This window comes from Hymenobacter sp. BRD128 (genome assembly GCF_013256625.1).
GTDB lineage: Bacteria > Bacteroidota > Bacteroidia > Cytophagales > Hymenobacteraceae > Hymenobacter.
Genome location: NZ_CP053908.1, coordinates 4380832 through 4393283, shown reverse-complemented (window position 1 = coordinate 4393283; position 12452 = coordinate 4380832). Strand labels below are relative to the sequence as shown.

General features: G+C 63.5%; 11 protein-coding genes. 5 read left to right on the top strand and 6 right to left on the bottom strand.

What is annotated here, in order from left to right:
* Positions 1-39 precede the first annotated feature (39 nt).
* A complete protein-coding gene (locus tag GKZ68_RS19475) occupies positions 40-966 on the bottom strand; it encodes an SMP-30/gluconolactonase/LRE family protein (RefSeq protein ID WP_173117739.1) in 927 nt (308 codons plus the stop codon).
* 131 nt (positions 967-1097) lie between these two features.
* Here GKZ68_RS19475 and GKZ68_RS19470 point away from each other — a divergent pair, with 131 nt between their 5' ends.
* The 3 genes from GKZ68_RS19470 (at position 1098) to GKZ68_RS19460 (ending at position 4049) form a co-directional block, all read left to right on the top strand.
* Positions 1098-2465: a POT family MFS transporter gene (locus GKZ68_RS19470; RefSeq protein WP_254244075.1), complete on the top strand. Its 1368-nt coding sequence runs from the start codon at positions 1098-1100 to the stop codon at positions 2463-2465.
* A gap of 37 nt (positions 2466-2502) precedes the next feature.
* On the top strand, positions 2503-3267 hold the full coding sequence (locus tag GKZ68_RS19465) for a creatininase family protein (protein ID WP_173117735.1): 765 nt from the start codon (positions 2503-2505) through the stop codon (positions 3265-3267).
* A 152-nt stretch (positions 3268-3419) separates the two neighbouring features.
* Positions 3420-4049 (top strand): flavin reductase family protein, encoded by a 630-nt coding sequence (locus GKZ68_RS19460; protein WP_173117733.1) that lies wholly within the window; start codon positions 3420-3422, stop codon positions 4047-4049.
* Positions 4050-4131: 82 nt separating this feature from the next.
* Here GKZ68_RS19460 and GKZ68_RS19455 read toward each other — a convergent pair whose 3' ends face one another.
* Positions 4132-4533, bottom strand: coding sequence for a hypothetical protein (locus GKZ68_RS19455; protein ID WP_173117731.1), 402 nt, complete (start codon positions 4531-4533; stop codon positions 4132-4134).
* Between the two features lie 140 nt (positions 4534-4673).
* Between GKZ68_RS19455 and GKZ68_RS19450 the strand changes: the two genes are divergently transcribed.
* Positions 4674-5867, top strand: coding sequence for an alpha/beta fold hydrolase (locus GKZ68_RS19450; RefSeq protein ID WP_173117729.1), 1194 nt, complete (start codon positions 4674-4676; stop codon positions 5865-5867).
* Positions 5868-5881: 14 nt separating this feature from the next.
* Here GKZ68_RS19450 and GKZ68_RS19445 read toward each other — a convergent pair whose 3' ends face one another.
* The 4 genes from GKZ68_RS19445 to GKZ68_RS19430 form a co-directional block, all read right to left on the bottom strand.
* Positions 5882-7693: an efflux RND transporter permease subunit gene (locus tag GKZ68_RS19445; protein WP_254244074.1), complete on the bottom strand. Its 1812-nt coding sequence runs from the start codon at positions 7691-7693 to the stop codon at positions 5882-5884.
* Positions 7694-7755: 62 nt separating this feature from the next.
* Complete coding sequence (locus GKZ68_RS19440; RefSeq protein WP_173117725.1) at positions 7756-9120, bottom strand: efflux RND transporter permease subunit; 1365 nt, start codon at positions 9118-9120, stop codon at positions 7756-7758.
* Between the two features lie 31 nt (positions 9121-9151).
* On the bottom strand, positions 9152-10129 hold the full coding sequence (locus GKZ68_RS19435; RefSeq protein ID WP_173117723.1) for an efflux RND transporter periplasmic adaptor subunit: 978 nt from the start codon (positions 10127-10129) through the stop codon (positions 9152-9154).
* Positions 10130-10284: 155 nt separating this feature from the next.
* Complete coding sequence (locus GKZ68_RS19430) at positions 10285-11616, bottom strand: TolC family protein (protein WP_173117721.1); 1332 nt, start codon at positions 11614-11616, stop codon at positions 10285-10287.
* A gap of 328 nt (positions 11617-11944) precedes the next feature.
* Here GKZ68_RS19430 and GKZ68_RS19425 point away from each other — a divergent pair, with 328 nt between their 5' ends.
* The gene (locus GKZ68_RS19425) at positions 11945-12385 is read left to right on the top strand and encodes a hypothetical protein (RefSeq protein WP_173117719.1); all 441 of its coding nucleotides are present in this window, start codon (positions 11945-11947) and stop codon (positions 12383-12385) included.
* Positions 12386-12452 lie beyond the last annotated feature (67 nt).

Below are 12452 nucleotides of genomic sequence, written 5' to 3'. Positions count from 1 at the left end.
CCGGATTACTTCCGGCGGGGCTTTTTGCAGAATTTACCCCTAGCGGATGCCGCGCACGCGCATGGGCACCGTAAAAACGGCTTCCGAAGCTGTAATAAACAGCGTTTTCATATCCCGGCCGCCAAAGCAGAGGTTGGCCGTCCAGGCGGCGGGCACGTCGATATGGGCCAGGCGCTGGCCAGCGGGGCTATAAATGGTGACGCCCTGGCCGGTGAGATACACGTTGCCGCGCTCGTCGAGCGTCATCCCATCGGAGCCCTGCTCGACAAATAGCTGCTTGTCGAGCAGCTCACCTTTCGGCCCGAGGTGGTAGCGGTAGGTTTTGTTCCCCTCGATGTCGGCCACGTAGAGCAGCTTGCCATCGGGCGTGCCAATGAGCCCGTTGGGCTTGCGCAGCGTAGTTTCGACGGCCACGGGCTGGCTGGCGCCGGGCGCCAAGTAGTACACATACTGCTCAATCGAGGCCGGGCGCGCAGCCTCCCAGTAGTCGCGCTTGTAGTAGGGGTCGGTAAAATACAGGCCGTTTTTCGGGCTGACCCACACATCATTAGGACCGTTGAGGCGGCGGCCGGCCACGTCTTTTACCAGTACTTTAGGCTGGCCAGCGGGGCTGATGGACCAGAGCTGGCCCTGGGCATCGGCGCAGGCAATGAGGTTGCCCTTTTTGTCGAAATACAGCCCATTGGACCGCCCGGCCGGGCTCAAAAATACGCTGAGCTTGCCATCGAGGCCATATTTCCAAATTTTATCGTTGGGCTGGTCGGTGAAGTAGACGTTGCCCGCCCGGTCTACGGCCGGCCCTTCGGTGAAGGCAAACTGCTTGGCCACGAGCTGCGGCGTGGGCGCGCCGGCGAAGAGCGCGGCGCCCGCTTCGGTAGTGGTGGGGCTAGCGGGCGCCTGGGCGCTTACCCAACCAGGCAGCAAGCCGATGAATAGTGCGCACAGGCTGAAAATGAAAGTGGGCATGAGGCAATGTGATAGAAGAAAGAAGCCACACAAAAGAACGACGTGCTGACGCAGCAAGCCCCTCGTTTGTGTTGCCTGTGCCCCGGCACTCCTTACATTTAGCGAGTGCTAATCTGCACATGCTAAAGCCCATGCCCCCTTCTTTACCTGCCAAATTTCCCCGGGCCGTGCCGTTTATTATTGGCAATGAGGTGGCCGAGCGCTTTAGCTACTATGGCATGCGGGCTATTTTGCCCACGTTCTTGGTGGCGCATTTTTTCAACCCCGGCCACAGCGCGGCGCTCACGGCCGGGGCAGAGGCCCGGGCCAATGACTTCGTGCACTCATTTGCGGCGCTGGGCTACGCGCTGCCGGTGGTGGGCGCGCTGCTGGCCGACTGGGTGCTGGGCAAATACCGCGTTATCCTCTACCTGTCACTTTTTTACTGCCTGGGCCACGCGCTGCTGGCGGCTTATACCGACAACTTAGCGGGCTTTCGGGCGGGGCTGGTGGTCATTGCCATCGGCATGGGCGGCATAAAGTCGAGCGTAACGGCCAACCTCGGTGACCAGTTTGACCAGACCAATGCCCACCTGCTGCCCAAGGCCTACGGGTGGTTTCAGCTGGCCATCGATGCGGGCGCGGCCGTATCCACGGCGCTCATCCCCGAGCTGTATGCCTACGCGGGCGCGGCCTGGGCTTTCGGGGTGCCGGGGCTGCTGATGGGCGCGGCGGCGCTCACGTTCTGGCTAGGGCGGCGGCACTACGTGCGGGTGCCGCCCACGGGCCTGCTGGCCGGCCTGCGCCACACGCTGGGCCCCGGCGAAAGCCGCGCCGCGCTGCGCCGGGTGGGCGCCATTTTTCTCTTCATACCGGTGCTGTGGGCGCTGTACAACCAGAGCGAATCAGAGTGGGTGCTGCAAGCCGCCCACCTCGACCGCCACCTGTGGCCCGGCGGCTACGCCCCGCTGCCCGAGCAGCTGCAGATACTGGGTATTGTGTTCGGCATCGGGCTCAACCCGCTGCTTACGTATCGCATTTATCCGGCGCTGGCGCGGCGCGGCATTCGGGCCACGCCGCTGCGGCGCATGGGCGTGGGCATGGTGCTGGTGGCGCTGGCCATGTGCATTATTGCCGGGGTGCAGCATGGCCTCGACGCGGGGGCTAGCCCCTCGGTGTGGTGGCAGGTGATGGCCTACTTTGTGGTGGCCGGCGGCACGCTGATGGTGGCCGTGACCGGCCTCGAATATGCCTACACCCACGCGCCGCCGGCCCTGAAAAGCCTCACTACCTCGCTGTGGCTGCTCACCATCGCGGGCGGCAATTATTTTTTGGCTCTGATGAACGCCAGCATTGCGCGGGGCGGCTTTTTTGCCCGGTTTCAGGGGGCTGGCTACTACTGGTTTTTTGTGGGATTGATGGCCGTCAACTTCATTTTGTTTGTGCTAGTGGCGGCGCGGCTGCCGCAAAAAACGTATGTGGGGGCAGTTCCCTTGCCGCTAGAGCCGCTAGCCGAGTGAGGTCTGTGTCACTTGCTAGCCGCCAACACTAATCGCCATGCCCGCCCGCCCCTACATTCTGGCCGAAACCACCTGGCAGGCCGTAAAAGATGCCGCCTTCGAAGTTGTGGTGTTGCCCTGGGGCGCTACCGAGGCGCACAACTACCACCTGCCCTACGGCACCGACAACTTCCAGTGCGATTACCTCGCGGCCGAGGCGGCGCGGCTAGCCTGGGCGCAGGGCGCCAGGGTAGTTGTGCTGCCCACTATTCCGTTCGGCGTAAACACTGGCCAGCTCGACATTACCCTTGATATAAACTTGAACCCCAGCACGCAGCTGGCAATTCTGTGCGATATTGTGCAGGTACTGGCCCGGCAGGGCATTCCAAAACTGGTGCTGCTGAATGGGCACGGCGGCAATGATTTCCGGCAAATGCTGCGCGAGCTGCAAGCCGAGTTTCCGGGGGTGTTTCTCAGCACCGCCACGCTGTTTAGAATAGTGGACCGCCGCCAGTTTTTTGACGCGCCCGGCGACCACGCCGATGAGATGGAAACGAGCATGATGCTGCACATTGCCCCCGAGTTGGTGCGGCCTCTTTCCGAAGCTGGCGCGGGGACTAGCAAGCGGTTTCGCATCCGGGCCCTGCGCGAGTGGGCCTGGGCTCAGCGCGAGTGGAGCCAAGTAAGCGCCGACACGGGCGTGGGCAATCCGGCCGCCGCCACGGCGGCGAAGGGCGAGGCTTTTTTACGGGCCGTTGCCGGGCAGCTAAGCCAGTTCTTGGTGGAACTGGCCGCCGCCGACCCGCGCGATTTGTATGAATAAGCCGGTTGTGCCTGCCAAAGCCGGCACTGCCCTAGCGGCAGCCCCCGGCTCCCCTCCCCTTCGAAAGAGGGGCCGGGGTTGGGGCCCGGCATCAAAATATATCTAAAAAACCATCCTAGCAGCTATCCTCAGCTCATCAGCGCCCCTAACCTATGCAGCACATCACCGCCGCCGACATTACGGCTTTCGAGAAGATTTACCGCCTCAATTTTGTGAATGGCCTGCCGGGCTTTAAGCCGGCCAACCTGGTGGGCACGGCCGCGCCCGATGGCCAGACCAACCTCGCCATTTTCAGCTCGGTGCTGCACCTGGGCTCCGACCCGGCGGTGCTGGGCATGGTGACGCGCCCCACCACCGTACCGCGCCATACCTACCAGAATATCAAGGACAACGGCGGCGCCTACACCCTCAACCACGTGCCCCTGACCCTGGCGGCGCAGGCCCACTACACCTCGGCCAATTTTGAGGACATATCGGAATTTGAGGCCTGCGGCTTCACGGCCGATTTTCGCGACGGCTTTCCGGCGCCCTACGTGGCCGAAAGCCCGCTCAGCATCGGGCTGCGGCTGCGCGAAGAGCACCCCATTTTCAATGGCACGCTGCTGCTGGTGGGCACCGTCGAGCACGTGTACCTGCGCCCCGAGGCCCTGCGCCCCGACGGCACCCTCGACCTGGTGGCGCTGGGCGAGGCCGCCATTTCGGGCCTCGACGGCTACCACGCCGTGCAGCCGCCGGTGCGCTACGGCTACGGCCGGCCGGGGCAGTTTCCGCAGGCACTGTAGCTAGCCCGCGCTACGCAAGAGAGCCCGCCGCAAGTGCTTGCGGCGGGCTCTCTTGCGTAGCGCGGGCTAGCAGCCGGGTAGCCTACATAGTGCCCTTTTTGGCGCTGGCGTCGTTGCTGTTGCCGCTGCCGTTGGTGCTGCTGGTGGCCTTGGGCTGATTTTTGTCGGTTGAGGCCATTTTGCCGCTGGCGGTTTGGGCCGAGGTGGTGCTGTTGCCGGCCGGGGCCGAGTCGAGCTTATCCTGGGCCGAGCCATTTTTGATGGCGGTAGCCGAGCCTTTGCCGGTGGGCTTGGTCACGGTTTGCTTGTTGCTGATACTGTCGCGGTTGATGTCGGCGTTGGTGTAGCCGTTGGGGTTGGTGAAGCCCTCGTGGGCCTGCGGGTTATCACCGGGGCTGAGCGAAGCGTAGTCGCAGGCGGTGAGCAAGGTAGCGGAGCTGGCCAGTAGCAACAACGTCAGGGCCGGGCGAAAAGAGAAGTTCATGCTGAAAGCGGGGGTGTTTACTACTGCAAAGATGCAGCCGGGCCGCGAATAGTGTTGGACGTGCTAACCAGATTTTGGTTGCCCGCGTTGAGAGAAAGCGGGGGCGGCCGCTACCTTGCCCGCCCGTTTTCCCGCCTGCCATGCTGCGTCGCACCCTTTCTACCCTAGCCAACACGGCGCTGCTGCCCGTGCGCGGCGCCACCCTGCTGTACCGGGCGGGGCAGGCCCACCAGCATTTTTTTCAGCCCGTGCTCAACGGCGCGCTCGGCGACCAGCTAGCCGTGCGCCACGACCCGCGCGCCATTACCCTGAGCTTTCGGCGCGGTGGCCAGGATGTGCCGGTGGCCAAGCTGGGCCTGAGCGAGTTTAAGCAGAAAACCGTCATTTTTATTCACGGGCTGATGGGCGACGAGCTCATCTGGCAAACCGGCTTTCAGGATGCCCCCGCGGGGCCGCTGCGCTACGGCCCGCGCCTGGCCGCCGAGGCCGGCTGCCGCCCGCTGTATCTGCGCTACAACTCGGGGCTGCACATCTCGGAAAATGGCCGCGCCCTGAGCCAGCTACTCACCGCGCTGGTCGAAACCTACCCCGAAGCCATCGGCGAGCTGGTGCTAGTGGGCCACAGCATGGGCGGGCTGCTCATCCGCTCGGCGGGGTATTATGCTTCTTCAGTTAGCAGTGAACAATCATCAGTTATCAACCCGACAGCCACAAAAACGAGCAAGCGAAAATCTAAGAAATTGCTCCCTGATGATTGCTCACTGCTAACTGAAACTGCGCCTTGGCTAGCCCACCTGCGCACGGTATTTCTGCTGGGCGTACCCAACGAGGGCTCGTACTTGGAACAAAACGGCCAGCTGGTGGAGCGCCTGTTGCGGCGCATTAATCTTTTCCCCACGCGCTTTTTGAGCCAGGCCATTGCGCGGCGCTCCAACGGCATTAAAGACCTGGGCCAGGCCCTGCTGGTGGATGAGGACTGGCAGCAGCCCGACGACCCGGCCCTGCCCCGGCCGCGCACCACGGTGCCGCTGCTGCCCGGCGTGCGCTACCACGTGCTGGTGGGCGACTGGCTGCGCGCCAGCCGCCCCCAGGCCCTGCGCGACTACTTTGGCGATGGCATGGTGGGCGCGGCCAGCGCCCGGGCCAGGTATTTGGCGATGAAACCGAGCTGCCGCCGGGCACTTTGGTGCGCATGGCCCGCTTTGGGCGGCAGCACCACGGCGGGCTGCTGTTCAACTCCGAGGTGTATCAATACCTGCGGCAGTGGGTGTAACGCTAAACAGCTTTTTATAGCCTCACGGCTTGCGCTCGTTCTCCCTTACGGGTGCCATTAGGAGGGCCGGGCAGGCTAGCGACTCACCGCAAGTTCCGGCTTTTCCGGCGCAACCGGCGCAACCGGGGCGGCCTCACCGCGCCCATAGGCCAGGCGCAGCAGGCTGGGCAGCACCACCAGCAGCAGCGGTAGCGCCAGCAGCAACCCGCCGATAACGGCGATGGCCAGCGGCTGGTGCAGCTGCGCGCCGGCCCCGATGCCCAGCGCCAGCGGCAGCAGCGCCACGATGGCCGAGAGTGCCGTCATGAGCTTGGGGCGCAGGCGGGCGGCGATAGAGTAGGCAATGGCGGCTTCCACTGGACCGCCTTCGGCGCGGAAGTCGTTGAACTGCTGAAAGGTGAAGATGGCATTTTCGCCGATGATGCCCACCACCATGATGAGGCCGGTATAGGAGCCCACGTTGAGCGGCGTGTTGGTGAGGTACAGCGCTAGGCTGCCGCCGGCCGGCCCCAGGATAGCGACGAGCAGAATCAGCCCCGCCGCCTTGATGTCGCGGAACAGGAATAGCCCGACCGCGAACACCAGCAAGCATGCCGTGCCCAGGATGGTCAGCAGCTCCTGAAATGACTGCTGCTGTTCGGCATAGGAGCCGCCATACTGGATGAAATAGCCGGGCGGCAGGGCCACCTCGCGCCCAATCTTCTGCTGTATTTCCTGCATGGCCGAGCCCAGGTCGCGCCCGTCGAGGCGGGCCGTCACGGCCGTCATGGCTTGCAGGTTTTCGCGGCCCAGCTCGGCGCTGCTCGTGGTTACGGTCACGTCGGCCAGCTCGTCGAGGCGGCGGCGCTGGCCGTTGGGTAGGAACACGGGCTCACCGCGCATCTGGGCCAGGGTCGCTTGGGCGGCCTGTGGGTAGCGCAGCCGGATATTGAGCAACTGCTCGCCGCTGAGCACGTTGCCGGCCACTGTGCCACCGAGTTGGGTTTGCAGCTGCGTCTGGAAGCTGGTGGCCGTGAGGCCAAACTGGGCCAGCCGGCGCGGGTCGGGGCGCACGTCCACGCTAGGGCCCACCTGCACGATGCCGTTGAACACGTCGGCCGTGCCGGCAGTTTTCGTCACCACTTCGGTTACCTGATTGGCGAGGGCGTAGCGCTGAGTGGGGTCGGGTCCAAACACCTTAATTTCAATGGGCTGCACGGTACTCATCAAATCGCCGAGCATGTCGCCGATAACCTGGCCAAAGTCTACTACCAGGGCCGGCTCGGTAGATTCGACGCGTTGGCGCAAGTCGGCAATCACTTCCTCGGTTGAGCGCTTACGGTCGGTTTTGAGTCGAATGAGGTAGTCGCCGCTGTTGGGCTCGGTGATGAAAAAGCCCATTTGGGTGCCCGTCCGGCGCGAGTAGCTGGCTACTTCGGGCACCTTCACGATGAGCTTTTCGGCCTGGCGCAGCATGCGGTCAGTTTCGTCGAGGCCGGTGCCGGGTGGTGAGTGGTAGTCGAGCACAATGGCACCCTCGTCCATGTCGGGCAGAAAGCCCGTGGCCAGGCGCGGAATGATAAACCACATCACGCCCACCAGCAACAGAATCCCCACCACGCTGTAGGCCGGGTGGCGAATAACCGAGCGCACCCACGGAATGTCGTGGTGCTGGGTACCAGCCGTCGTATCATGTTCCGCAGCCGCTGGCTCGCCCTTCATTTTCTTAGAAGGCCCGGACGAGCGTTTTTCCAGCTCCAGGCTGTCGTCAGCGGCCACGGTGGTGGCGTCGGTCGGGGCGTCATTAGGGCCAAACCCATCGTTAGCTGCTTGCGGGCCGGTCGGTTGGGCGACCTTCTCCTTTTTGCTGAGCAGCAGGTAGGCTACTGGTAAGCCCAGCCAAGCCACGAAAAACGAGCATACTAACGCCACGACCATCGTGGTGGCCAGTACTTTAAAATAAGCCCCCGCTACCCCCCTAGCAGGGCGAAGGGCAGAAAAATTACGATGGTACTGAGGCTAGAGCCAATGAGCGCGGGCAGCAGGTGCTGCACCGAGCGCTCCACTACCTCGCCGGGCGTGGCGGTGGGGTGCTCCTCGCCCACGCGGTGCAGCTGCTCCACCATCACCACGGCGTCGTCAATCATGAGACCGATAGCGGCGGCAATGGCGCCCAGGGTCATGATATTGAGCGAGTAGCCCAGCCCGAAATACAGCACCGCCAAGGTCAGGGCGAGGGCTACCGGGATGGTAAGCACTAGCGTAAGCGAGGCCTTCCACGAGCGCAGAAACAACGACGTCACCACCAAGGCCAGCGCCAGGCCAATCCAGAGCGAGTCCTGCACCGAGCGCACGACTTCCGACACGAAATCGGCCTGGTCGTAGTAGGGCTCCAGCTTAATACCCTTGGGCAGACCCGCGCGCAGGGCGGCCACCTTGGCGGCCACCCCTTTGCTGACTTCCACCACATTGGCCGCTGGCTGGCGCTGCACCGAGATAAGCACCGCGTCATGGCCGTTGGCATTGATGCGGATGTATTCGGGCTGCTCGCCGATGCGCACGGTGGCCACGTCGGCCAGGCGCACAATGCGGCGGTTGTCGTTACGCAGCACCACGTTTTCCAGGTCTTCTTTCTGCAGAATGGTCGCGTCCGTCACCGTGAGGTAGAGGCGGCGGTAGTCAGCTAGATAACCGTTGCTCTGCACAAAATTTGTGTTATTGAGAGCCGCTTGCACCATTTCAGGGCCAATGCCCAGGGCCGCCAGCTGGGTCGGTATCAACTCGACCTCATACTCCTTGGTGCGCCCACCTTGAATCTGCACGGCCGCTACCCCCTCAACCTGCGAAATGAAAGGTTTAATGGTATAGAGGGCTAGCCTACGCAATTCCAACGCTGAGTGCCCTGGCGCTTCCAGCGTGTAGCCCATCACCGGCAGAATAGCCGGGTTCATGCGCTCGACCGAAATGTTAATATTAGCGGGCAGGTTGCCCCGAGCTTGGTTGAGGCGGCTTTCGATGAGCTGCTGGGCCTGCACCACATCAACGCCCCAGTTGAGGTAGGCCGAGATTTCGCACGAGCCGCGGCTGGTTGTCGAGCGCAGTAGGCGCAGGCCGGGCACCTGCTTCATGGCGTCTTCGAGCGGCTTGGTCACGGTGACCATCACGCGGTCCACGGGCGCGAGGCCCACGTCGGCAATCACCTTCACTTTGGGGAACGTCACTTCCGGAAACAGGGCGACCGTGAGCCGCCGGTAGGCGAGCCCGCCCAGGGCGAGCGCCAGCGCGAGCAATACCGCGATGGGTGCCTTGTAGGCTTGCAAAAAAGGAGTGCGCATACGAAATCTGGGGAAATAAAAATGGCGCGCCTTACTCGGTCGGCGCCGGTACGGCCCGGCCGGCGCGCTGCACTTTCACGGCCGCCGTGTCGTCGAGGCCGTAGTTGCCGCTGAATAAAATCTTATCGCGGCTGGTAAAGGTGGGCGACTTGATTTCCACACGGTCGGTTTGCTGATTGCCCACGGTCACGGGTACCTTCACGGCGGTCGAGTCATTGAGCAGGCGCATGACCCAGAACTCGGTTTGCGTTTCGTCGGTGAGCAGCGCGGCGCGGGGCAGGGTGGGCGTGAGGTGGGGCGCGGTGCGGTCGAGCTCGACCTGCACGGCCAGGTTTTCGGGCAAATCGGGTACCGGGCCGGTGGGCCGCACGGTGTAGCGCTGGGTTTGCAGCGTCGCGTCGCCGGTGGCTAGCTCCTGAGTTACGCGGCCGGGCAGCACGCGCCCGTCGGGCAGCTTGATACGGCAACTCTGGCCGGTGTGCACGTAGCGCAGCTGCGTCACGGGCACGTCGAGCAGGAAGCCGAAGCGGTTGCGGTCGTAGCTCATGGCCAGCTGCTCGCCGTCCTGCACGTAGTCGCCGGCCAGCTTATCAACCGTGGCCAGCACGCCCGCCTGGCTGGCTTTTATTTGAATCGTGCCCGAAAAGCGCAGCCTAGGGTCGCCGGTGAGCTTGTCGAGGTGCAGTACCCGACTCTCCTTGGTTTGCATGGTGAAGACGGTCTGGCCCGCCGCCACGCGCTGGCCCGGCACTGGCACTGGGGCCAGCAGGTAGCCGGTGGTAGTGGCCCGCAGCACGTCTTTGGCCGGGTAGGCCGACACGGCGCTCAGCTGCAGTACATCGGTGAGGGTATCGCGCTGCACGGTACCTACCGTGACTACGGCGCGGGGCTTCACCGCCGCTTCGCCCTCGGCGGGTGCATCGGCCGCCGGGGCAGCGGCCGGGGTGCCACCCGAATGGCAGGCGGCGAGGCAAAGCAGGAGGCTAGCGAATGAAAGTCGGCTGAGCATAAGTAAGCAGGGTGAAAGGCCAGTGGCTCGCGGAAACCGTACCTGGCCCCAGCGGAGCGCCCGCGCTGGCAAAAGAATAAGCTGCCCGGGGCTAGCTGGTAAAAAGACAATACGTGGGGGCGAAGGTAGTGCTCGTGCTTAGCGAGTTGCCCGCCTTACTCACCCAGATAATCCAACGCGTACTGGCTGCGCAGGCGGTCGGTTTCGGCCTGGGTGAGGCTGAATTGCAGGGTGCGGTAGCTCGTCACCAGGTTGAGGTAATCAAGAATGAGTACGTCGCCCGTCGCTAGCTGCTGCTGGGCGGCTCCCACGAGTGCTTCCGCTATCCGCAGCTGCTCGCGGATGCGTTTACTCAGCGCCTCCGAGGCCCGGATAAGCCCCCGTAGCTGGTCGTACTGCTGCTGCCGCTGGATGGTCAGAAACTGCCGGTAGCCGCGCCGGCTCTGCTCCGTGAGGTCGATGCGCTGGTATTGCAGCTGCCGCTGGTGACCGTCGAAGATGGGCAGCGAGAGTAGGAAGCCCGCGCCAAAACCAGTGCTGTGGCCCAGGGCCAGCAGCGCCGGCTGCGACGACTGAATGCCCGCATCCACCACCGCGCTCAGCTTGGGGCGGTAGGTAGCATCCACGGCCTGGCGGTCCAGCACGTTACGCAGGCTGTCGAGCGTATACCGGCGCTGAGTGATGGAGGTGAGGCCCGCCAGCCCCCGGTGGGTAGGCGGCTCGGGCGGCGTAAGGGCCAGCAGCGCCGTGTCGCCCACGCCGGCCAGGTAGCGCAACGTGCCTAGCTCGCGCCGGTAGGCGAGGCGGTTTTGCTCCACCGTCACTTCCTGGGTGCGCACCGACAGGTAGAAGCTCAAATACTGCGTTTGCTTGAAAATGCCGGCGTTTACGAGTTGGCGCAGCTCGCTGTCCTGCTGGCGCAGCTGCGCCAGCAGCGTGCGGCTGAAATCAAGCTGGAGCTGGGCGGTGTAGGCGGTGAGAAACTGGTCGGTGACGGAGCGGCGCAAATCGAGCTGCGAGAGCCGACCGCTGTTGCGCAGCGCCAGCCCCTGGTTGCCCAGGATGCGGTAGTCGGTTTGCAGCTGAAAGCGGTTGAGTATGGGCTTGGTCGCCTGCGCGTAGCTGGCGTAATTGCCGCCGTTGCTCACGGCCTGGTCGTAGCCCACTATCTGGTCGCCGTTTTTATTGGTCAACACCGGCGTGGCCACGGCCGCCCCAATGCCGGCCACCTGCACGCCGTTCTGCGCTTTGCGCCGCAGGCTGTCGAGGCGGTTTTGGGCCACCTGGTTGCGCAGGTCGTTCAGCAGCGGGCTGCGCTGGTAGGCGGTGGCCAAAAAATCGGGCAAGGCGCGGGGGCTAGCCGGCGCGGTGGCCGGGAGGGCCGGCAGCGCGCCCAGGCTAGCCGGGGGCACGCTCGGCACCTGGGCCCAGGCTAGCCGGATTCCTACTGCCAAATAGCACAGCAGCAAGCGAAAACGAACGTCCATACGGCAAAGGTCGCGTTCAATTCTGAAGTAAAGTGGGCTTTGCTAAAAAAGCCCACTTTACTAAATGGAAGAAATTAATGAATAAATGGCAAGCTAGCGCGCTACGTACCCGGCCGCCCACTGCCCCCGTAGTTGCTGTAATACTTTCTAAGTTATTTTTTTTGCCATTGCCTGACGTTGCCCTGCCCTACGCTTTTGCCACCGGCGGGGCCGGGTACCCACTGCGGGCAGGATTTTCCGGCGGCCGGGGCCGGGGCGGCGGCGACAGAAATGCCACAGTATCGGTGGCTAGCTTCGGCTACAACTTCACTCTTATTTGTAATTAGTCATGCAACGCCACCTCTTGATTACTGCCTGCGCCCTGGCCCTGGCAGCCCCCGCTCTTACCCAGGCCCAAACGCTAAAGCCGACCCAAGTACCCGCCGCCGCCAAGGCCACGTTCAAGGCCAAGTTCCCGACCGTGACAACAAACACCTGGGAAAAAGAGGGCGATAAATTCGAGGCTGGCTTTAAGCTGAGCGGCAAAACGATGTCGGCCGTCATCACTCCTACCGGCGAGTTGCTGGAAACCGAAACGGATATGACACCGAGCCAATTGCCCACCCCGGTGCGCACCAAGCTGGCCAGCGCCTACAAAACGTATAAAATCAGCGAGGCCGCGACCATCGTGCGGGCAGATGGCAGCACCGTGTACGAGGCTGAAGTGGTCAAAGGTGGTAAGCATCAGGACGTGCTTTTTAACGCCGACGGCTCCCTGGCCAAGCAGTAGCCGCTGCCCGGCCCCGTAGCCCCAGCAAGCCCGCCGACGGACTCGCTGAGGTTACCGGGCCGGGTTT

Excerpts from the sequence above, each read along its gene's own strand:
- GKZ68_RS19455 (WP_173117731.1), bottom strand. The coding sequence starts at position 4,533 with ATGAACTTCTCTTTTCGCCCGGCCCTGACGTTGTTGCTACTGGCCAGC.
- GKZ68_RS19460 (WP_173117733.1), top strand. The coding sequence starts at position 3,420 with ATGCAGCACATCACCGCCGCCGACATTACGGCTTTCGAGAAGATTTAC.
- GKZ68_RS19435 (WP_173117723.1), bottom strand. The coding sequence starts at position 10,129 with ATGCTCAGCCGACTTTCATTCGCTAGCCTCCTGCTTTGCCTCGCCGCC.
- GKZ68_RS19430 (WP_173117721.1), bottom strand. The coding sequence starts at position 11,616 with ATGGACGTTCGTTTTCGCTTGCTGCTGTGCTATTTGGCAGTAGGAATC.
- GKZ68_RS19425 (WP_173117719.1), top strand. The coding sequence starts at position 11,945 with ATGCAACGCCACCTCTTGATTACTGCCTGCGCCCTGGCCCTGGCAGCC.
- GKZ68_RS19440 (WP_173117725.1), bottom strand. The coding sequence starts at position 9,120 with ATGCGCACTCCTTTTTTGCAAGCCTACAAGGCACCCATCGCGGTATTG.
- GKZ68_RS19465 (WP_173117735.1), top strand. The coding sequence starts at position 2,503 with ATGCCCGCCCGCCCCTACATTCTGGCCGAAACCACCTGGCAGGCCGTA.
- GKZ68_RS19450 (WP_173117729.1), top strand. The coding sequence starts at position 4,674 with ATGCTGCGTCGCACCCTTTCTACCCTAGCCAACACGGCGCTGCTGCCC.
- GKZ68_RS19470 (WP_254244075.1), top strand. The coding sequence starts at position 1,098 with ATGCCCCCTTCTTTACCTGCCAAATTTCCCCGGGCCGTGCCGTTTATT.
- GKZ68_RS19475 (WP_173117739.1), bottom strand. The coding sequence starts at position 966 with ATGCCCACTTTCATTTTCAGCCTGTGCGCACTATTCATCGGCTTGCTG.